Origin of the sequence: Roseivivax isoporae LMG 25204, from assembly GCF_000521865.1 — a bacterium.
Taxonomy (GTDB): Bacteria; Pseudomonadota; Alphaproteobacteria; order Rhodobacterales; family Rhodobacteraceae; genus Roseivivax; species Roseivivax isoporae.
Genome location: NZ_JAME01000032.1, coordinates 30878 through 49941, shown reverse-complemented (window position 1 = coordinate 49941; position 19064 = coordinate 30878). Strand labels below are relative to the sequence as shown.

At 71.8% G+C, this 19064-nt stretch carries 14 protein-coding genes and 1 pseudogene; 8 read left to right on the top strand and 7 right to left on the bottom strand.

The window, feature by feature from the left end:
- The first annotated feature begins 57 nt into the window (after positions 1-57).
- The 3 genes from RISW2_RS17845 to RISW2_RS17835 all read left to right on the top strand — a co-directional run bounded on the left by RISW2_RS17845 (position 58) and on the right by RISW2_RS17835 (position 2967).
- The gene (locus RISW2_RS17845; RefSeq protein ID WP_043773672.1) at positions 58-816 is read left to right on the top strand and encodes an electron transfer flavoprotein subunit beta/FixA family protein; all 759 of its coding nucleotides are present in this window, start codon (positions 58-60) and stop codon (positions 814-816) included.
- Positions 816-1742 carry an electron transfer flavoprotein subunit alpha/FixB family protein gene (locus tag RISW2_RS17840; protein ID WP_043773671.1) on the top strand — a complete coding sequence of 309 codons (927 nt, stop codon included), beginning with the start codon at positions 816-818 and terminating at the stop codon, positions 1740-1742. The genes RISW2_RS17845 and RISW2_RS17840 overlap by 1 nt, the downstream gene beginning before the upstream one ends.
- 196 nt (positions 1743-1938) lie before the next feature.
- On the top strand, positions 1939-2967 hold the full coding sequence (locus RISW2_RS17835; protein ID WP_043773670.1) for a Fe(3+) ABC transporter substrate-binding protein: 1029 nt from the start codon (positions 1939-1941) through the stop codon (positions 2965-2967).
- A gap of 85 nt (positions 2968-3052) precedes the next feature.
- Here RISW2_RS17835 and RISW2_RS17830 read toward each other — a convergent pair whose 3' ends face one another.
- Both RISW2_RS17830 and RISW2_RS17825 read right to left on the bottom strand, forming a co-directional pair.
- A complete protein-coding gene (locus RISW2_RS17830) occupies positions 3053-4699 on the bottom strand; it encodes an ABC transporter permease (protein WP_043773668.1) in 1647 nt (548 codons plus the stop codon).
- A gap of 106 nt (positions 4700-4805) precedes the next feature.
- Positions 4806-6146: pseudogene (locus RISW2_RS17825) on the bottom strand (NAD(P)/FAD-dependent oxidoreductase); the annotation flags it as partial.
- Positions 6147-6274: 128 nt separating this feature from the next.
- Here RISW2_RS17825 and RISW2_RS25685 point away from each other — a divergent pair.
- Positions 6275-6994, top strand: a complete 720-nt coding sequence (locus tag RISW2_RS25685) for a hypothetical protein (protein WP_244437634.1) — start codon at positions 6275-6277, stop codon at positions 6992-6994.
- A 10-nt stretch (positions 6995-7004) separates the two neighbouring features.
- On the opposite strand, the gene RISW2_RS17810 is transcribed toward RISW2_RS25685, so the two are convergent.
- From RISW2_RS17810 to RISW2_RS17795, 4 genes are all read right to left on the bottom strand, one after another.
- Positions 7005-7649, bottom strand: a complete 645-nt coding sequence (locus RISW2_RS17810) for a response regulator (RefSeq protein WP_043773666.1) — start codon at positions 7647-7649, stop codon at positions 7005-7007.
- A gap of 4 nt (positions 7650-7653) precedes the next feature.
- On the bottom strand, positions 7654-9003 hold the full coding sequence (locus RISW2_RS17805) for a sensor histidine kinase (RefSeq protein ID WP_244437633.1): 1350 nt from the start codon (positions 9001-9003) through the stop codon (positions 7654-7656).
- 114 nt (positions 9004-9117) lie between these two features.
- Positions 9118-11484 (bottom strand): DUF2309 domain-containing protein, encoded by a 2367-nt coding sequence (locus tag RISW2_RS17800; RefSeq protein ID WP_043773662.1) that lies wholly within the window; start codon positions 11482-11484, stop codon positions 9118-9120.
- A 5-nt stretch (positions 11485-11489) separates the two neighbouring features.
- Positions 11490-13040 carry a proton-conducting transporter transmembrane domain-containing protein gene (locus tag RISW2_RS17795; protein ID WP_043773660.1) on the bottom strand — a complete coding sequence of 517 codons (1551 nt, stop codon included), beginning with the start codon at positions 13038-13040 and terminating at the stop codon, positions 11490-11492.
- 94 nt (positions 13041-13134) lie between these two features.
- Here RISW2_RS17795 and RISW2_RS17790 point away from each other — a divergent pair, with 94 nt between their 5' ends.
- The gene (locus tag RISW2_RS17790) at positions 13135-14016 is read left to right on the top strand and encodes a LysR family transcriptional regulator (protein ID WP_043773658.1); all 882 of its coding nucleotides are present in this window, start codon (positions 13135-13137) and stop codon (positions 14014-14016) included.
- A 6-nt stretch (positions 14017-14022) separates the two neighbouring features.
- On the opposite strand, the gene RISW2_RS17785 is transcribed toward RISW2_RS17790, so the two are convergent.
- Positions 14023-14946 carry a LysR family transcriptional regulator gene (locus RISW2_RS17785; RefSeq protein WP_043773656.1) on the bottom strand — a complete coding sequence of 308 codons (924 nt, stop codon included), beginning with the start codon at positions 14944-14946 and terminating at the stop codon, positions 14023-14025.
- 179 nt (positions 14947-15125) lie between these two features.
- Between RISW2_RS17785 and chvE the strand changes: the two genes are divergently transcribed.
- From chvE to mmsB, 3 genes are all read left to right on the top strand, one after another.
- On the top strand, positions 15126-16193 hold the full coding sequence (gene chvE / locus RISW2_RS17780; RefSeq protein ID WP_043773654.1) for a multiple monosaccharide ABC transporter substrate-binding protein: 1068 nt from the start codon (positions 15126-15128) through the stop codon (positions 16191-16193).
- A 71-nt stretch (positions 16194-16264) separates the two neighbouring features.
- The gene (gene mmsA, locus RISW2_RS17775) at positions 16265-17785 is read left to right on the top strand and encodes a multiple monosaccharide ABC transporter ATP-binding protein (protein ID WP_043773652.1); all 1521 of its coding nucleotides are present in this window, start codon (positions 16265-16267) and stop codon (positions 17783-17785) included.
- A 13-nt stretch (positions 17786-17798) separates the two neighbouring features.
- The gene (gene mmsB, locus RISW2_RS17770; RefSeq protein ID WP_043773646.1) at positions 17799-19001 is read left to right on the top strand and encodes a multiple monosaccharide ABC transporter permease; all 1203 of its coding nucleotides are present in this window, start codon (positions 17799-17801) and stop codon (positions 18999-19001) included.
- Positions 19002-19064 lie beyond the last annotated feature (63 nt).

Genomic DNA, 19064 nt, shown 5'->3' with positions numbered 1-19064 from the left:
GGCGCCCGGCCGGTCGCGGCCGGTCCGGTGAAAGACCCGAAGAGGAGGCGATAGCGCATGAAGGTACTCGTGCCCGTGAAGCGGGTGATCGACTACAACGTGAAGGTCCGCGTGAAGGCGGACGGCACGGGGGTCGACCTTGCCAACGTGAAGATGTCCATGAACCCGTTCGACGAGATCGCGGTCGAGGAGGCCATCCGCCTCAAGGAGGCCGGCAAGGCCGAGGAGGTCGTCGCGGTGTCCATCGGCGTCAAGCAGGCGCAGGAAACCCTGCGCACCGCGCTCGCCATGGGGGCCGACCGGGCCATCCTGATCGTCGCCGCGGACGACGTGCACCAGGACATCGAACCGCTCGCGGTGGCGAAGCTGCTGAAGGCGGTGATCGACGCCGAGGCCCCCGGTCTCGTGATCGCCGGCAAGCAGGCGATCGACAACGACCTGAACGCCACCGGCCAGATGCTGGCGGCGCTGCTCGGCTGGAGCCAAGCCACCAACGCCAACACGCTCGACGTCGAGGGCGACCACGCGGTGGTCACCCGCGAGGTCGACGGCGGCCTGCAGACCATCAAGGTCAAGCTGCCCGCCATCGTGACCACCGACCTGCGCCTGAACGAGCCGCGCTACGCGTCGCTGCCGAACATCATGAAGGCCAAGAAGAAGCCGCTCGAGGAGAAGACCCCCGACGAGTACGGCGTCGACGTGAGCCCGCGGCTCGAGGTCGTGAAGACCGCCGAGCCGCCCGAGCGCGCGGCCGGCGAGATGGTGCCCGACGTCGACACGCTCGTGGCGAAACTCAAGGAAAAGGGGATCGTGTGATGGCCGTGCTGCTGATTGCCGAGATCTCGGACGGGCACCTGTCGATGGACGCCACCGCCAAGGCCGCGAGCGCGGCCAAGGCGCTCGGCGACGTGACTGTGCTTGCCGTGGGCGCCAAGGTGTCCGATGCCGCCAAGGAGGCCGCCACCATCGAGGGCGTCGCCAAGGTGCTCGTGGCCGAGGACGCGCGCTACGGCCACCGCCTGGCCGAGCCCACCGCGGCGCTGATCGCCAAGCTCGCCGAGGGCTATGACCACATCTGCGCGCCGGCCACCACCGACGCCAAGAACATCCTGCCGCGGGTCGCGGCGCTGCTCGACGTGATGGTCCTGACGGACGTCACCGGAATCGTCGACGCCGACACCTTCGAGCGGCCGATCTACGCCGGCAACGCCGTGCAGACGGTGAAGTCGAAGGATGGCAAGAAGGTCATGACCATCCGGACCTCGACCTTCGAGGCCGCCGGTACCGGCAATTCCGCGCCGGTCGAATCGGTCGACGCGGCGGACGACCCGCAGCTGTCGGAATGGATCGAGGACAAGCTGGCCGAAAGCGACCGTCCCGAGCTGACCTCGGCCGGGATCGTCGTGTCGGGCGGCCGCGGCATCGGCTCGGAGGAGAACTTCGCGCTGATCGAGAAGCTCGCCGACAAGCTCGGTGCGGCGGTGGGCGCCTCGCGCGCGGCGGTCGATTCGGGCTTTGCCCCGAACGACTGGCAGGTCGGCCAGACCGGCAAGGTCGTGGCCCCCGACCTCTACATCGCGGTCGGCATCTCGGGCGCGATCCAGCACCTCGCCGGCATGAAGGACAGCAAGGTCATCGTCGCAATCAACAAGGACGAGGAGGCGCCGATCTTCCAGGTCGCCGATTACGGCCTCGTGGGCGACCTCTTCGAGATCCTGCCGGAACTGACCGAAAAGCTCTGACGTCCCGGCGGCCGGACCAGCGGTCCGGTCCCGCACGCACAAGATCCGCCCGCGCCGGTCCACCCGGCGCGGGCGGTTTCGTTTCCCCCTGCCCCCGCCGGCGCAATTTTTCGTCGCACCCGCCAAAAACCCCCTTTTTTCGTCGGGAATTTCCCTGTAGCTGACAAAATCAGTCAACAAGGAAAGGACCCTTCCGATGACGCAATCCTGGTACAAGGCGACGCTCGTCTCGGCGATCGCGCTGACCGCGGCCCTTCCGGCCGCCGCGCAGGACGGCGGCGAGGTGAACCTCTACTCCTCGCGCCACTACGACACCGACGAGCGGCTCTATTCCGAGTTCGAGGAAGCGACCGGCATCACGATCAACCGCATCGAGGGCGAGGCGGACGAGCTGATCGCGCGCATGGAAGCCGAGGGCGAGAATTCGCCGGCCGACGTGCTGCTGACGGTCGACACCTCGCGGCTGAAGCGCGCGAAGGATGCGGGCGTGCTGCAGGCGGTGGAGAGCGCGACGCTCGAGGAGCGCGTGCCCGGCCAGTTCCAGGACGCGGACAACCAGTGGTTCGGCTTCTCGCTGCGCGGGCGGATCATCTTCTACGACAAGGAAGACGTGAGCGAGCCGCCGCAGACCTACGCCGCCCTCGCGGACGACGCCTGGGAGGGCGAGATCTGCATCCGCTCCTCGACCAACACCTACAACCAGACGCTGCTGGCCTCGATCATCGAGCATGACGGCGAAGAGGCCGCGCGCGAATGGGCTGCCGGCATCGTCGAGAACATGGCGCGCCCGCCGCAGGGCGGTGACACCGACCAGCTGCGCGCGCTCGTCTCGGGCGAGTGCAACATCGCGGTGTCGAACACCTACTACTTCGCCCGCGCACTCGCGAGCGAGGTCGACGGCCTGACCGGCTCGACCGACCAGATCGGCTGGGTGTTCCCGAACCAGGACACGACCGGCGCGCACATGAATCTGTCGGGCGGCGGCATGGCGGCCCATGCGCCGAACCGCGAGAACGCGCTCAAGTTCCTCGAATACCTCGCCTCGGACAGCGCGCAGGTCTACTTCGCGGCGGGCAACAACGAGTACCCGGTGGTCGAGGGCGTCGAGACGACCGAGGCCGTCGACGAGCTCGGCGACTTCACGGCCGACGACGTGGACCTCTCGGCCGTGGCCGAGAACCTGCCGGCCGCGCAGCGCATCTTCAACGAGGTCGGCTGGGAGTGATTTCCGGCCCCGCACCCGCCTGACGGGTGCGACCCTCGAGCGGCCCCGCGGCGGATGCGTCGCGGGGCCTTTCCGTTCCGGGAGGCTACTCGGCGCGGATGCGGCGGATCAGCAGGATCACGGGCAGGACGCCGATGGCCGCGATCACGAGGCTCGGGACCGCGGCACCGTCGAGCCGTTCGTCCGCCGCCAGCCTGTGCGCCTGCACCGCCAGCGTGTCGAAGTTGAAGGGGCGCAGGATCAGCGTCGCCGGCAGCTCCTTCATCACGTCGACGAAGACGATGAGCAGCGCGGTCAGCAGGCTCGGCGACATGATGGGCAGGTGCACCCGCATGAGAGTGGCATAGGGGCCCTTGCCCAGCGCCCGCGAGGCGGCGGCGTAGTTCGGGTTCATCGCCGCCTGCCCTCCCTCGTAGGCGCCGATCGCCGCGGCGAGGAAGCGGATCATGTAGGCCGCCACCATCAGCCAGATCGACCCGGTGACGAGCAGCCCCGTCGAGATCCCGAACCGCGCCTCCATGAACGCGTCGAGCGCGTTGTCGAAGGCCGCGAAGGGCACGAGCAGCCCGACGGCGATCACACCGCCCGGCACCGCGTAGCCGATCCGCCCGAGCTGCATCGCGCCCCGCGACGCCGTGCCGGGCCGGAGCTGCCGGTAATATCCCAGCACGATGGCCCCGAGGACGGTCAGCCCCGCCGCGACCGCCGCGAGGGTCACCGAGTTCATGAGAAAGTCGCGGTAACGCTCGCTGAGTAGCGACTGGCCCGATCCCGACGCCATGCCGGCCAGCGCCGCCGCCGGCACGACGGCGCCGAGGAGGACGGGCAGCGCGCAGGCGAGCGCCGCGCCGAGGCCCGCGGCACCGCCGAGCTCGATCCGCGGCAGCGCCGGCGCCACGCCGTGATAGCGGGCGCTGCCGCGCGTCCGCCGCTCGAGCGCGGCGAGGCATAGCGCGGTCGCAAGAAGCCCCAGCGCCAGCTGCGCCGCCGCGGCGCGGTCGGCCATGCTGAACCAGCTCTGGTAGATGCCGGTGGCAAAGGTCTGCACGCCGAAATAGGACACCGTGCCGTAATCGGCGAGCGTCTCCATGCAGGCCAGGAGCACGCCCGCGGCGATCGAGGGCCGCGCCATGGGCAGCACCGCCCGCAGGAACGCGCCCCACGGCCCCCGCCCGAGCGTGCGCGCGATGTTGAAGGGTCGCGCGCCCTGCGCGATGAACGCCGCCCGTGCCAGGAGGTAGACGTAAGGATAGAGCACCAGCGTCAGCATCGCCGCGGCACCGCCGGGCGAGCGGATCTCGGGGAACCAGTAGTCCCGCGGCCCCCACCCCGTCACCTCGCGCAGGAGCGTCTGCACCGGCCCCGGATGGTCGAGGAGGTCGGTATAGGCATAGGCCAGCACGTAGGCCGGGAAGGCCAGCGGCAGCACCAGCGCCACCTCCAGCAGACGCCGTCCCGGAAAGCTGCACGCGGTCACGAGCCATGCCGTGCCCGCGCCGATCAGTCCCGTGCCGCTGGCCACGCAGACGAGCAGCAGGAGCGTGGTCGCGGCGTAGCGCGGCAGCACCGTTTGCCAGAGGTGGCCCAGCGTCTCGAGGCTGCCGCCCAGCGCGGCGAGCAGCACCGCCACGAGCGGCAGCAGGATCAGGGCGCCCACGGCAAGACCCGCCACCGCGAAGGGGGCGGTCGACATGTCGCGCGCGCGGCGCAGGAAGGGCAGTGACGGGGTCATTCTGGCCTGTCTCCGGGAGTGCGCGCACCCTGTTCCAACGGTCCCGCGGACACAAGGGCCGCGCGATCACGACGGCCGGCGCGGCGGCGCGCGCGGGGCATGGCGCTCAGCCCCGCGCCGGGGCGAAGCGCCCCGGACGGTAGGGCGCGAGGTCGAGACCCGGCGCGCGGCCGGTCGCGAGGTCGGCCATGATCGCCGCAGTCCCGGCCGATTGCGTGAGCCCGAGATGCCCGTGCCCGAAGGCGTAGAGGATGCGCGGCGCGCGGGGCGACGGCCCGATGACCGGCAGCGTGTCGGGCGTCGAGGGACGGAAGCCCATCCATTCGGTCCCGCCCGACGCGTCGAGCCCCGGCAGGAAGCCTCGGGCCTTGTCGAGGAAGAGCCGCGCCCGGCGCATGTCGGGCGGACGCGCGAGCCCGGCCAGCTCGACCCCGCCGCCGATCCGCACCCCGTCGCCGATGCGCGAGGCGACGAAGCCGTGATCGGCGAAGGTCAGGTGCAGTCGCAGGTCGAACGCGCCCGCAGGCAGCGTCGTGTTGTAGCCGCGCTCGGTCTCGAGCGGGACGCGGTCGCCGACCGTCCGGGCCAGATGGTGGGACCACGCGCCTGCGGCGACCACCACGCGGTCCGCGTCGCGGACACCCGACGCGGTGCGCAGCCGCACGCCGCCCGCCTGCGGCTCGAGCGCCTCGACCGCCGCGCGCTCGATCCGCCCGCCGGCCGCGAGGAAAAGCTGCGCCAGGTGCTCCGTCCAGCGCGCGGGATCGGTGACGTTGATCCAGTCGGGGTAGTACGCGCCATGGGTGAACTGCGGCGCGAGGCCCGGCTGGATCTCGGCGATGGCGCCCGCCGAGGTCAGCGGAACGACCCGGACGCCGTGCGCCGCCGCCCGGTCGCGCGCCCCGGTGCCCTGCGCGAAGGAGCGCGCGCTGTCGTGCAGTTCGAGCTGCCCCGCCCGCCGCAGGAAGTGGTCGAGCGCGTGACGCGCCACGAGCTCCTCGAGCGCCGCCGACGACCGCGCCATGAGCGCCGCCTGCGCGGCGCTGGCGGCGTCCGCGCGCGACGCGGCGGTGGCCCGCCAGAACCGCCAGAGCCAGGGCACGAGACGCGGCGCGTAGGCGGGCGGGATCGCGAGCGGGCCGCGCGGGTCGATCAGCCAGCGCACCGCCGCCGCGACCGTGCCGGGCGACGCGAGCGGCACGACGTCGGTCAACGCGAAGGCGCCCGCATTGCCGCGTGAGGCCTCCGCGGCGACGCCCGTGCGGTCGATCACGGTGACCTCGGCGCCCCGCCGTCTCAGTTCGAGCGCAGCGGTCACGCCGACGATGCCGGCCCCCACGACAACGATCCGCTCTGCCATCGCCGTTCCCTTTCCAAGCGCACCCCGTCCGGTCGCCGGTGATACGCGCCGCCGCCGCGCCCGTCGAGGGCCGCCCGGGACCGAAGTCGGGCGCGGCCGCCCCTTCCGCCCGACCTAGGTCCGGTCCCGCACGGAGGGGAACGTGGTTCGATGGGTCCAGGGACGGCGCTGTGCCGCCCGCACATCACACCCACCCGATCCAAGGGAGACGGACCATGACCCCCACGCTGACCTCAGCCCTCCGCCGCGGCGCGGCGCTTCTGGCCCTCGGCGTCCTCGTCGGCGCGCAACCCTATTCCGTGAGCTTCGACCGCTCCGGCACGCTGTCCCTTGCCCCGGCCGCCGCCGAGGCCCGAAACGGCGATGACGACCGTGGCGGTGACGACCACGGCGGGCGCGGCGGTGACGATCGCGGCGACGACGACCGCGGCGGGCACGACGATGACGACCGTGGCAGTGACGACCGCGGCGGACGCGGGGGCGACGATCGCGGCGACGACGACCGGGGCGGACGCGGGAAGGACGACCGCGGCGACGATGACCGGCGCGGGCGCGGCCGCGACGACGCCCCCGGCGACGACCGGGGCGGACGCCGCGCCAGCCTGCAGGACGGCGGCCGCATCGAGATCGAGAACGGCCGCTTCGAGCGCAAGGACGCCTTCGGCACGACCATCGAGGAGCGGCCCGCGACACCGGCCGATCTCGCGCTCCTCAACCGCGCGGGCGGCGCCGGCGCCCCGGGGCGGCCCCTCGGCGGCGGCGTGGTCTCGGAACTCGAGGTCAGCGCCACCGGCATCGAGGTCACCTATACCGACGGCTGGAAGGAGGAGATCGAGGCGGGCCGCTACGAGCTCAAGGACGGCTTCAACCGCACCGTGATCGAACGGCCCGCGACGCAGGACGACCGGGCGCGCCTCTTCGGCGCCGTGCGGTGATCCGGCCGCGTCAGCACCCCGTCCAGCGGTCCCGCGCGAGCAGGGCCGCTTCGGTCCGGTTGCGCACCTGCAGCTTCTGCAGGATCGTCGTCATGTAATGCTTGACGGTCTTCTCCTGGAGGTCGAGCGCGCGCGCGACCTCCTTGTTGCTCTGGCCCTGGGACACGAGGCGCAGGATGTCCTCCTCGCGCCGCGTCAGCGTGTCGAGCGGCGAGGCCTCGGGCACCTGCCGCGGCGCCCGCAGCCGCGCCAGCACTCGCGCGGCCAGGGACGGCGCGACGTAGCTGCGCCCCTCGGCCAGTTCCGACAGGATGTGCACCAGCTCGCGCGATCCCACGCCCTTCAGGATGTAGCCCGCGGCGCCTGCCTCGAGCGCCTCGAAGATGCTGCGGTCGTCCTCGGCCACTGTCAGCATGGCGACCCGCCCGGCAAATCCCGACGCCACGATCTCGCGCAGCGCCCAGAGCCCGCCATCGGGCATCGACAGGTCGAGCAGCACGAGGTCGGGGCGGTGCGCGGCGGTCAGCGCCACCGCCCGGCGCCCGGTCTCGGCCGTTGCCACCACGTCGAAGCGCCCGCTTTCCTGCAGGGTCCGGCTGACGCCCTCGCGGAAGAGGGGATGATCGTCGGCGACGACCACGCGGTTCACTGGCATCGTCTCATCCTCCCACGGGGATCCGCATCACGATCTCTGTCCCGCCCGCGGGGCCGCTGCGGGCGTCGAACACGCCGCCCAGGCTCTCGACCCGCGCGCGCAGGCCCGGCAGGCCAAGCCCGCCCGAGCACTCGCCTCCGTCGGGCAGGCCGGGGCCGGCATCGGCGACGCTCAGCGTCAGCCCGGCCGCGTCGCAGCGCATCACCACGCGCAGCCCCTGCCCCGCCGCGTGGCGGCTCGCATTGTTCAACCCCTCCTGCACGAAGCGGAAGATGCACATCCGCTCGGCCGGTCCGAGGTCGGGCGCGTGCGTGCAGGTGATGTCGCAGTGCACGGCGTCCTGCGTGCGCTCGCGGTGCGCGGCGACCGCCGCCTCGGCCACCTCACCCGCGCCGAGCCGCGCCAGATCGGGCAAGCCCGCCCCGCGCGAGATCGCGCGGATCTCGGCCATGGCCTGCGCGACCGCGTCCGACACGCCGTCGAGCTCGCTGCGCGCCTCGGCGCTGGCCTGCCGCGCCTTCAGGTCGTCGAGGCGCAGCGCGGCAAAGGCGAGGTACTGCGCGGGGCCGTCATGCAGGTCTGCCCCGATCCGGCGCAGGAACGCCTCTGCCGAGGCCGAGGCACGCGCCGCCGCGCGCTGCACCGACAGCCTGAGGTCGGCGTTCCGCGCCGACAGCACGGCCATCTCGCGGTACTGCGCATCGAGGTCCCGGCGCTGCCGCTCGATGGTGCGGCTGCCGCCCAGTACGATGAGATAGAGAAGCGCGCCCACGGCGAAGAACACCGCGGCGGTGAGCGTCCACGCGGCGCGGCGCGCGTCGACGAGATCGTCGCGCAGCTGCGTGTTGATCTCGTAGAATTCGGCGACCGCGATCACCTCGCCCGACCAGACCTCGCGGATCGGGCTGTAGATCTCGAGAAGCGGCAGGCCGAGCGCGCTCTCGCCCGCGTCCTCCTCGTCGCCCAGCTCGTCGAAGGTGGCGCTGACCGTGCCGGCCCAGGCCGCGCGCAGGCCGGGCCCCGGCTCGAACACCTGCCCGACCAGCGCGTCGTCCGACGCCTCGACGACGCGGCCGCCGGGTTTCCATATCTTGTAGGACACCACCCGTTCGCCGAGCGGCGTGTTGGTGAAGATCTCGTCGAGCGCCCGGCGGCCGTTCGGCGACAGCGCGTCGCCCTCGGCCAGCTGCTGGCTGAGGGGCGAGACGAAGCTTTCCATGTAGAGCGCGGTCGCGATGGCGGTGTTGCGCACCACGCTGTCCTCGATCCGCGCATTCACGTAGCGTCCGACCGCGAGCGAGGCGATGACCAGGACGAGGCCGCTCGCCAGCGCGAAGCGGTTGGCGAGCGACATGGAACGAAGGCTGCGATCCGGCGGCGCACTGGGACTCATGGCGCCATATAAGCAGGGCCGCGGCCAACCCGGGAACGGACTTTCGTCCGGGGGATTGGCGCGGCCCCGAGGCGCTCAGGCGGCCGCGCGCGCGGCCCGGTCGGGCGACGCGCCGAAGGCGGTCCAGCCACCGCCCTCGTAGCGCTGCGCGACCCGGCCCCTGTCGTCCATCGCCAGAAGCGCGAGCCAGCCGTTGTCGAAGAGCGCGCGCACCCCCGGCTGACGGTCGAGCACGCGGGACAGCATCTCTGCCGGCGCCTCGACGGCGACGCTCAGGCGCACCGGGTCGTGCCGCGCGGTCTCGCCGTCATGCACGGACTGGACCGGCAGGCCCGCGCGCAGGAGCCCGCCGTTGCCCTCGAGCACGCCGACGCCGCCCACCACGTTGTGCAGGAGCTTGTTGCCCGCGCCGAACATGTGCGGCGCGACGGTCGAGCCGTGGTACTGCAGCGCGATCCAGCTTGCGACCACCACCGGTGCGCTCAGGATCAGCTCGAGCGTCGCGGCGTCCGGGTCCTGCCGCCAGTCGTAGTCGTGCAGGAAGACGCGGCCGCCGAGATCGCCGCCCGCGCTGCGGTGGCGCGGCGCCGCGACGAAGGCCGCGCAGCCCGCGAGGCCCCATTCGGGGCGCAGCTCCGACCAGTCCCTGCCGCGGGCGGCGAGCGATCCGGCCGCGCCGCGCGGCAGCTTGGCCGCACGCGCGGTGCGCGCGAGCGCCGCGGCCCGCGACAGCGTGCGCCGGAGCCGCGCGAGGTCCTCGCGGTGGCTGTGCGGCAGGTCGGCCGCATAGAGGTGCACCTCGTCCGAGACCGTGTCGTGCAGCCCGGCGACGAACTGCGTGTCCCGCGGCACCTCGATGCCCTCCGCGGCGAGACCCGCGCGCGCCTCGGGGTCGTTCAGGAGCGCCGCGAGGAGCCGCGCGTTGACGTCGCCCGCATGTCCGCCGCAGGCGCCGCATTGCAGGGCGCTCGCATGCGGCGCGTTGGTCACGCCCGCGCCATGCCCGGCGATCAGCACGAGCCGGGCGAAGCCGTCGGTCAGCGACATCGACCGCAGCACCTGCGCCGCGGCCGCGCTGCGCGCCTCGGGCGTCATGTCGATGCGCGGCGCGGGGGCGTCGGCGTGCCGGTGCCCGAGGCCCAGCGCCTCGCGCACGAGCTTGCCGATGTAGAGCGGCCCCGCCGCCTCGACGAAGGCGAAGGCCGACACCGCGGCGCGCTTGAAGCGGCCCCAGGCGCGGATCGCCCGGCGATGGATGCGCAGCGCCGCCTCGCCGCCGTCCGGCAGCGCGGCGACCGAGTTGAGCCCGGGGCGCAGCAGGATGGGCGCGCGGGCCTCCACCAGGTCCGATGCGGCCGGCCGGTGCGACACGGCCACGCCGAAGAAGCCCGCGAAGCCCAGCGTCCGCATTCCGGGATCGGCGGCCTCGAGGGCGCGGCGGAAAGGTTCGGACCGCACGTCGATGCAGAATGCGGCCTGCAGGTCCGGCCGGTCGGTGACGGTCTCGGCGGGCACGAGCCGCGCGGCGAGCGCGCGCTCCGCGGCCCGGTCGGCAGCGTCCTGAAGGGCGGCATCGGCGCGCTCCTCGGGGCCTGCGACGACCGGCGCGGCACAAGCGGCACGCGTCTCTTCCCACCCGGATGCGAGCGTCGCGCCACCGCGGGCGAGAAAGGCCGCCTCGTAGGCGAGCCGCGCGGTCAGGAGGTCGAAGAGCACTGTGCTGCGCTCGCCGTCGCGCGCGGCCGTCCAGTCGATGTGGCGGGCGTACTGCGCCCACCCGCCGAGCGTCATCAAGAGCCGGTGGAAGTAGACGGGCGCCCAGTCCGGCGCCACGTCGAGCTCGCCGCAGAGCAGCGCGAAGGCGTGGCGCGGATCGGCCGGCAGGGTGTCGGCGCGCTCGGCAAAACCTGCGAGCCCGGCCAGCCCCGGCGTCAGGTCGCGCGCGGCAAAGCTGCGCCAGGTGGCAAAGACCGGACCCTCGGGCGCAGGCCAGAACGCCTGGCCGCGATCGAACTGCGCGGCCGCCCAGAGGCCGAGCCGGTCCTCGACGAGGCCCGGCCAATCGATGCGGTCCTCGCGCGCGGCCAGGTCCGCAAGTGTCGGCACCGGTTCGCGGACCGCCTCGGGCGCGGCGGCCGCGGCGCGCAGGTCGGCGGGCGCGAGGCCGTGCGCAGCGGCGGCCGCGGCCAGGTCGGCCTCGACGATGGTGCCGTCCGCGATCTGGTGCGCGACGCTCGCGCGCGGCAGGAACAGCCGGCCGCCGCCCACGCGGGACAGCCGGGCCGCCGCGGTGGCGCGGTCCTCGGCCACCTGTCCCAGGTACGGGTTCACCGCGACCGTGGCCGAGAGGGGGAAGGCCGGCGGCACGTGCTGCGCGGCCGCGTCTGCGCAGGCGAAGAGCGCGAGGGTCTGGCCGGAATAGGCGACGTGGGCGATGCTCATCTCGCTCATCCTTTCGACGGCGTCCAGCGGCCGGTGATCCGGTCCGTGAGCGCATTGATGTAGAGGCCGTTCAGAAGGTGCACGCGCAGGCCCGCCGCGGCCGGGTGCCCGGCCCAGAGCGGAAAGGTCGTCTGCGCGACCGCGGCGATGCCGAAGCTCGCGACCGCCAGCACGATCGTCGCCCACATCAGCCCGTCTGGCGCGGGCGGGGCCGGCAGCGTCGCGGCCGAGAGGACCGTCGCGCCCTCCTGCAGGGCGAAATAGGCCACGGTCGCGGCGATGGACATGGCCACGGTCCGCAGCGTCAGCGCCCGCGGCGCGAGGTCGGCGAGGCCCTGCGCGATCAGGTAGACCACGCCGAAGATCAGGATGGCGCCCAGCGCCACCGCCTGCGGCGGCTTCGACGCGATGCCGAAGGCGAGACCCACCGCGAGATAGAGCGCGATGGCCAGGGCGAAGGCCCGCGCCACGGCGCCGAGATCGGGCACCGCGACGGGCCCCGGCCTGCGGATCGCCGCGACGTCCTCGACCGCGTTGCCCGAGGCGAGGAAGGCGTGCGCCTTGTAGAGCGAATGCGCCACGATGTGCAGGAGCGCCAGCGGGAAGAGCGCGAGCCCGCATTGCAGCACCATGAAGCCCATCTGCGCGCAGGTGGACCAGGCAAGCGCCGTCTTGACCGCGGGCTGGGTCAGCGCGACCGCGGCCGCCGCCAGCGCCGAGAACCCGCCGGCCAGCGCCAGCGCCGCCAGCACGCCTGGCGCCGTCAGCAGGAGGTCGGCGAAGCGGATCAGGAGGAAACCGCCCGCGTTCACCACGCCCGCGTGCAGCAGCGCCGAGACCGGCGTCGGCGCCTCCATCACCTCGGTCAGCCAGCCATGGGTGGGGATGAGCGCCGACTTGAAGATCGCGGCGACCGCGAGAAGGAGCGCCGCGAGCCAGAGCGGTCCCCGTCCCCCGCCCTCGGCGGCGGCGGCGTTGATCGCGGCGATGTCGGCGGTGCCGAATTCCACGACCAGCGTCAGGGCGGCGGCGACCAGCGCGACGCTGCCGACGATGCCGCTCACGGTCTTCTTGCGTGCGGCGCGGCGGGCCTTCTCTCGGTCGGGATAGGTCAGGAGCAGCCGGTGCAGCCCGATCCCTGTCGCCACCCAGGCCAGCACGAGCTGCACCAGGTTGCCGGCCGAGACGAGCAGCAGCACGCAGGCGAGCGTCGCCGACATGCGCGCCATGAAGGCGCCCTGCCCCGGCTCGCCGTCGAGCGCCACCCGGCTGAAGCGCAGCACGACCCAGCCCACGAAGGACACGGTCAGGATCATCGCCACGCTGACGATGTCGATGCGCGCCGAGAACCCGGCACCGGCGATGCCGAGAAGCGGGCTGGTGGCCGGACCGTGCGCCGCGAGCCAGGCCGCGGCGGCGACACCCGCGGCCAGACCGACGAGCGCGGCACATTCGGGCAGGCGCAGGCGCGCTGCGGCCCGCGCGGGGGGACGGCGCGCCAGGTCGGCGGCGATCGCCAGCAGAAGCACGGGGGCGAGGAACGGCAGGACGGTCATCAGGGCTCTCCCGGAAGATTTCGGGAGAGGTAGATCCTGTCGATCATGAGGAAAAATACATTGTATGCATCAAAACGTTCAATAAAATGGATGGATGGACCGGCTGAACTATCATCACCTGCGGTACTTCCGCGAGGTCGCCCGCGAGGGGAACCTGACCCGCGCGGCCGGCCGGCTGAACCTGTCGCAATCCGCGCTCTCGACGCAGATCCGCCAGCTGGAGGAAAGGCTCGGCCATCCCCTGTTCGACCGCGTGGGGCGGCGGCTGGAGCTGACCGAGGCAGGCCGGATCGCGCTCGACCATGCCGACCGCATCTTCGACCTGGGCGAGGATCTCGTGTCGGTGCTGGGCCAGCGGCGGGAGGTGCGCACGCCGCTCAAGGTCGGAGCGCTGTCGACGTTGTCGCGGAACTTCCAGTTGCGCTTCCTGCGGCCGGCGCTGGCCTCGCCGCACGTGGACCTGGTGCTGACCTCGGGCAGCAGCGCGGTGCTCCTGCAGGCACTCGACGCGCTCGCGCTCGACATCGTGCTCTTGACGGAGCCGCCGCCGCGCGCGGCCTTTCCCGAACTCGTGGCGCACCGGATCGCGGAACAGCCGGTGGGCCTGTTCGGCACGCCCGCGCGCGTCGCCGGCGGCGACCTCCTGTCGCTTCTCAGCACCGGACCGATGATCCTGCCGAGCGAGAGCTCGATCCGCACCGGCTTCGACAGCCTGACCGCGCGGCTGGGCGTGACGCCGCGGATCGCGGCGGTGGTGGACGACATGGCCATGGTGCGCCTCCTGACACGCGAGGACATGGGCCTCGCGCTCGCGCCCTCGGTCGTCTTCGCCGACGAGATCGCGTCGGGGATGGTCGGCCGGGCGCCGGTCGAGATCGACATCGTCGAGAGCTTCTACGCGGTGACGGCGCGGCGCAGCTTTCCGCATCCGCTGGTCGAGACGCTCATCGCGCAGGACGTGGTCGTCGGCGCCTGAGCGCCCTCACTGCCCGAGCCGGTCGAGGACCATGGTCATCAGCCGTTCGGCCACCGGGCTCGCGGGGCGCTGGCGGCGCCGGATCAGGTTGTAGGGCGAGAGCGTGATCGGCCGGGCGAGCGGCAGGCGCACGATGCCCGCCGCGCCCGCCCCGATCAGCAGGTCCGCGACCTCGCGCGCCGCGGGCGCCACGGCGTTCGTGTCGCGCAGGTAGGCGAGCGTGACGAGCAGCGAGGCGGTGTCGACCACCTCGGAAGGGGGCGCGAGCCCCTCGGCGAGATAGGCCGCGTCGACGGCGGCGCGAATCGGCATGCCCGGCGCCTGCATCACCCAGGTCAGGGACGAGAGGCCGGCGAGCCCGAGCGGCCCGTCGCCCGCCATGGGGTGGCCGGCGCGCCCGAGAAGCGCCAGGTCCTCGGTCCGGCCGCGCAGCACCTCGATCGCGGTCGTGTCGGTCTCGGACGGGACGCGGGCCAGCACGAAATCGTACTCGCCGGCCAGCAGCCCGCCCATCAGGTCGACGCTCGGGGCCACGTCGACCCGGATGTCGACGCCCGCGGCATCGCGCCGGAGCGTCTGGATCGCCGGCACCACGTAAGCCACCGCGGCGCCCGTCACCGCCCCCACCCGCACCGTGCCGGTGCGGCCCGCGCGGAACGCGGCCATCTCGCTTGCCGCCTGGTCGAGCCCGCCGAGAAGCGTCGCGGCATGGCGCGCGAGCACCTCGCCCACGGGCGTCGGCCGCATCCCCTTGGCGTGCCGGTCGAAGAGCGGCTGCCCCACGAGGCGCTCGATCTCGGCCAGCATCCGGCTTGCCCCCGGCTGGGTCAGCGCCAGCCGTTCGGCGGCGACCGACAGCTGCGCGTCCTCGGCGATGGCGAGGATCAGCCGGAACTGGCGCAGTGTGAGCGAGGCGAGCGCGTCTGACATGCGCCTATTATACCGTTCCGATCATATCGGACGCCAGATTAATCATTTGAGCGATATGTCGCGCGGCAGGTATCCTGCGGCCAGCGGAGGGAGCATCGGCGCATGCTCCAGGGAAGCCGCAGGACAACCGTGAAAAACAGGGACGCGGGCCGCCGGGACCCGTGCATCGGGAGGAACGCATGAAGATTTTGACCACGGGGCTCACCGCCCTCGCCATGACGCTTGCGCTCGGGGCCGGCCCGGCCCTTGCGCAGGACAAGGGCACCATCGGCATCGCCATGCCCACCAAGTCGTCGGCGCGCTGGATCTCGGACGGCGAGAGCATGGTCGAGCAGTTCACCGCGGCGGGCTACGAGACCGACCTGCAATATGCCGAGGACGACATCCCGAACCAGCTCGCCCAGATCGAGAACATGATCACCAAGGGCGTCGACGTGCTGGTGATCGCGGCCATCGACGGCACCACGCTGTCGAACGCGCTCGAGAACGCGCATTTCGCGGACATCAAGACCATCGCCTACGACCGGCTGATCCGCGACAGCGAACATGTCGACTATTACGCCACCTTCGACAACTTCAAGGTGGGCGTGCAGCAGGCGACGTCGCTGGTCGAGGGGCTCGAGAGCCGTTTCCCCGATGCCGGCACGTGGAATGTCGAGCTGTTCGGCGGCTCGCCCGACGACAACAACGCCTATTTCTTCTACGACGGCGCGATGAGCGTCCTGCAGCCGCTGATCGACGAGGGCCGCATCGCGATCCCGTCGGGCCAGACCGGCATGGACACCGTCGGCACCCTGCGCTGGGACGGCGCGGTGGCGCAGGCACGGATGGATAACCTGCTGTCGGCGCACTACACCGAGAACGTGGTACACGGGGTGCTCTCGCCCTATGACGGCCTCTCGATCGGCATCCTGTCCTCGCTCAAGGGCGTGGGCTACGGCTCGGGCGACCTCGCCATGCCCATCGTCACCGGGCAGGACGCCGAGGTGCCGTCAGTCAAGTCGATCCTCGCCGGCGAGCAGTATTCGACGATCTTCAAGGACACCCGCGAACTGGCCCGAGTGACCGTGGGCATGGTCGACGCGCTCCTGCAGGGGGGCGAGCCCGAGATCAACGACACGACCACCTACGACAACGGCGTGAAGGTCGTGCCGTCCTATCTCCTCGAGCCGGTCGCGGTGGACGCGGAGAACTGGGAGGAGATCCTCGTGGGCTCCGGCTACTACACCGAAGACCAGATCCGCTGAGCCTGCCCCGCGCCGCCGCTGTGCCCCCCCGGGGTGAGACGGCGGCGCGATTTCCCGGAAGGACCGATCCCATGGCGACGCTGCTCGAGATGCGCGGCATCACCAAGACGTTCCCGGGCGTGCGCGCGCTCGACGACGTCACCTTCTCGGTGCGCGAGGGCGAGATCCACGCGCTCGTGGGCGAGAACGGCGCGGGCAAGTCGACCCTGATGAAGGTGCTGTCGGGCGTCTACCCGCACGGCACCTACGAGGGCGACATCGTCTACGACGGCGAGGTGATGGCGTTCGGCGGCATCGCCGACAGCGAGCGCCGCGGCATCATCATCATCCATCAGGAACTCGCGCTCGTGCCGCTCCTGTCGATCGCCGAGAACATCTTCCTCGGGAACGAGCGCGCCACCGCCGGCGTCATCTCGTGGCAGGAGACGAATGCCCGCGCGCAGGAACTGCTGCGCAAGGTGGGCCTGCGCGAGGCGCCGCAGACCCAGGTGGACCGCATCGGCGTCGGCAAGCAGCAGCTCGTGGAGATCGCCAAGGCGCTCTCGAAGGACGTCCGCCTGTTGATCCTCGACGAGCCGACGGCGGCGCTGTCCGAAAGCGACAGCCAGGCGCTTCTCGACCTGATCCTCGAGCTCAAGGCGCAGGGTGTGACGTCGATCATCATCAGCCACAAGTTGAACGAGGTGCGGCGCGTGGCGGACTCGATCACCGTGCTGCGCGACGGCGCGACCGTCGCCACGCGCGACGCCCGCACCGAGCCCGTGACCGAGGACCGGATCGTGCGCGACATGGTCGGCCGGTCCATGGAGAACCGCTACCCGGCGCGCACGCGGCGCGCGGGCGACGTGCTGTTCGAGGTCCGCAACTGGAACGTGACCCATCCCGACCATGCCGAGCGGCAGGTGGTGCGCGACGTGTCGCTGCATGTCCGCCGGGGCGAGGTGGTGGGCATCGCGGGCCTCATGGGCGCCGGCCGCACCGAGCTCGCCATGTCGGTCTTCGGGCGCAGCTACGGGCGGAACATCACCGGCACGGTCGCGGTCGGCGGCCGGACGGTCGACACCTCGAGCGTGGCGCGCGCGATCGGCGCGGGCCTCGCCTACGTGACCGAGGACCGCAAGGAACTGGGCCTCGTGCTGGAGGAGAGCGTGCAGAAGAACGTCACGCTGGCGAACCTGCCGAAGGTCGCGACCGGCGGCGTCCTGCGCCAAGAGGACGAGACCCGCGTGGCCGAGGACTACCGGCGCGCGATGAACATCCGCACGCCGAGCGTCTTCCAGCAGGTGATGAACCTATCGGGCGGCAACCAGCAGAAGGTGGTGCTGTCGAAATGGCTGTTCGCCGGGCCCGAAGTGCTGATCCTCGACGAGCCGACGCGCGGCATCGACGTCGGCGCCAAGTTCGAAATCTACAACATCATCAACGACCTGTCGAAGGACGGAAAGGGCGTGCTGATGATCTCGTCGGAGATGCCCGAACTGCTGGGCATGTGCGACCGCATCTATGTCATGAACGAGGGCGCCTTCGTCGGCGAGTTGACCGCCGCCGAGGCCAGCCAGGAGCGCATCATGTCGCTCATCGTGACCGATTGAGGGAGTGAGGGGGATGACGCACACCGCAAGCGACGCGGCCCGCGGCGCCGCGACCAGGGGCTGGGCCGCCTATTTCGGCACGCACATGCGCGATTACGGCCTCCTGTTCGCGCTGATCGCCATCATGGCGTTCTTCCAGGCGGTGACGGACGGCACGCTCCTGCGGCCGGTGAACATCACCAACCTGTTCCTGCAGAACAGCTACATCATCATCATGGCGCTCGGGATGCTGATCGTCATCGTGGGCGGGAACATCGACCTGTCGGTGGGCTCGGTCATGGGCTTCGTCGGCGCGCTCGCCGCGGTGATGATCGTCGAATGGGGCCTGCCGGTGGGGGTGACGATCCTGCTCTGCCTCGGCGCGGGCATCCTGATCGGCGCCGCGCAGGGCTACTGGGTCGCCTACTGGAAGATCCCCTCGTTCATCGTGACGCTCGCGGGCATGCTCGTGTTCCGCGGCGCGTCGCTGTGGCTGCTCGAGGGGCAGTCGGTCGGCCCCTTCCCGCGGTCGTTCCAGGCGCTCTCGACGGGTTTCGTGCCGGACCTCTTCGGCGTCGACCGGCCGAACGTGACCGCGCTCGCCGTGGGCGTGGTCGCGGTCATGGCGATCCTCTGGATGGGCCTCAGGAAGCGCGCGCGCAACCGCGCCTACGGCATCGAGGACGAGCCGGCGGCGTTCTTCGCACTGCGCAACGCCATCATCGCGGGCGCCTGCCTGTTCCTGATCTGGAAGCTCTCGACCTTCCGCGGCCTGCCGAACGTGCTGATCACCATGGGCGTGCTGACGATCGTCTACGCGTTCCTGACCGAGAAGACCGTGCTCGGCCGGCGCATCTACGCGCTCGGCGGCAACGCGAAGGCGGCGAAGCTCTCGGGCATCGCGACCGAGCGGCTGGCCTTCCTGACCTTCGTGAACATGGGCTTCCTCGCCGCGCTCGCGGGTCTCGTCTTTGCCGCGCGGCTCAACACCGCGACGCCCAAGGCGGGCTTCGGCATGGAACTCGACGTGATCGCCGCGGTCTTCATCGGCGGCGCCTCCATGTCGGGGGGCGTCGGCAAGATCGTCGGCGCCGTGGTCGGCGCCTTCATCATGGGGGTGATGAACAACGGGATGTCGATCATGGGGATCGGCATCGACTACCAGCAGATGATCAAGGGGCTCGTGCTGCTCGCCGCGGTCATCTTCGACGTCTACAACAAGCAGAAACAGGGGTAGCCGCCGGGGGGGAGCGGCGGCCCGCGAGGGGCCAGCCCCTCGCGCTCCCCGGGATATTTCCGC

Bases quoted from the DNA above. Each gene is read 5' to 3' on its own strand.
- RISW2_RS17845 (WP_043773672.1), top strand. From the start codon at position 58: ATGAAGGTACTCGTGCCCGTGAAGCGGGTGATCGACTACAACGTGAAG.
- RISW2_RS17840 (WP_043773671.1), top strand. From the start codon at position 816: ATGGCCGTGCTGCTGATTGCCGAGATCTCGGACGGGCACCTGTCGATG.
- RISW2_RS17835 (WP_043773670.1), top strand. From the start codon at position 1,939: ATGACGCAATCCTGGTACAAGGCGACGCTCGTCTCGGCGATCGCGCTG.
- RISW2_RS17830 (WP_043773668.1), bottom strand. From the start codon at position 4,699: ATGACCCCGTCACTGCCCTTCCTGCGCCGCGCGCGCGACATGTCGACC.
- RISW2_RS25685 (WP_244437634.1), top strand. From the start codon at position 6,275: ATGACCCCCACGCTGACCTCAGCCCTCCGCCGCGGCGCGGCGCTTCTG.
- RISW2_RS17810 (WP_043773666.1), bottom strand. From the start codon at position 7,649: ATGCCAGTGAACCGCGTGGTCGTCGCCGACGATCATCCCCTCTTCCGC.
- RISW2_RS17805 (WP_244437633.1), bottom strand. From the start codon at position 9,003: ATGTCGCTCGCCAACCGCTTCGCGCTGGCGAGCGGCCTCGTCCTGGTC.
- RISW2_RS17800 (WP_043773662.1), bottom strand. From the start codon at position 11,484: ATGAGCATCGCCCACGTCGCCTATTCCGGCCAGACCCTCGCGCTCTTC.
- RISW2_RS17795 (WP_043773660.1), bottom strand. From the start codon at position 13,040: ATGACCGTCCTGCCGTTCCTCGCCCCCGTGCTTCTGCTGGCGATCGCC.
- RISW2_RS17790 (WP_043773658.1), top strand. From the start codon at position 13,135: ATGGACCGGCTGAACTATCATCACCTGCGGTACTTCCGCGAGGTCGCC.
- RISW2_RS17785 (WP_043773656.1), bottom strand. From the start codon at position 14,946: ATGTCAGACGCGCTCGCCTCGCTCACACTGCGCCAGTTCCGGCTGATC.
- chvE (WP_043773654.1), top strand. From the start codon at position 15,126: ATGAAGATTTTGACCACGGGGCTCACCGCCCTCGCCATGACGCTTGCG.
- mmsA (WP_043773652.1), top strand. From the start codon at position 16,265: ATGGCGACGCTGCTCGAGATGCGCGGCATCACCAAGACGTTCCCGGGC.
- mmsB (WP_043773646.1), top strand. From the start codon at position 17,799: ATGACGCACACCGCAAGCGACGCGGCCCGCGGCGCCGCGACCAGGGGC.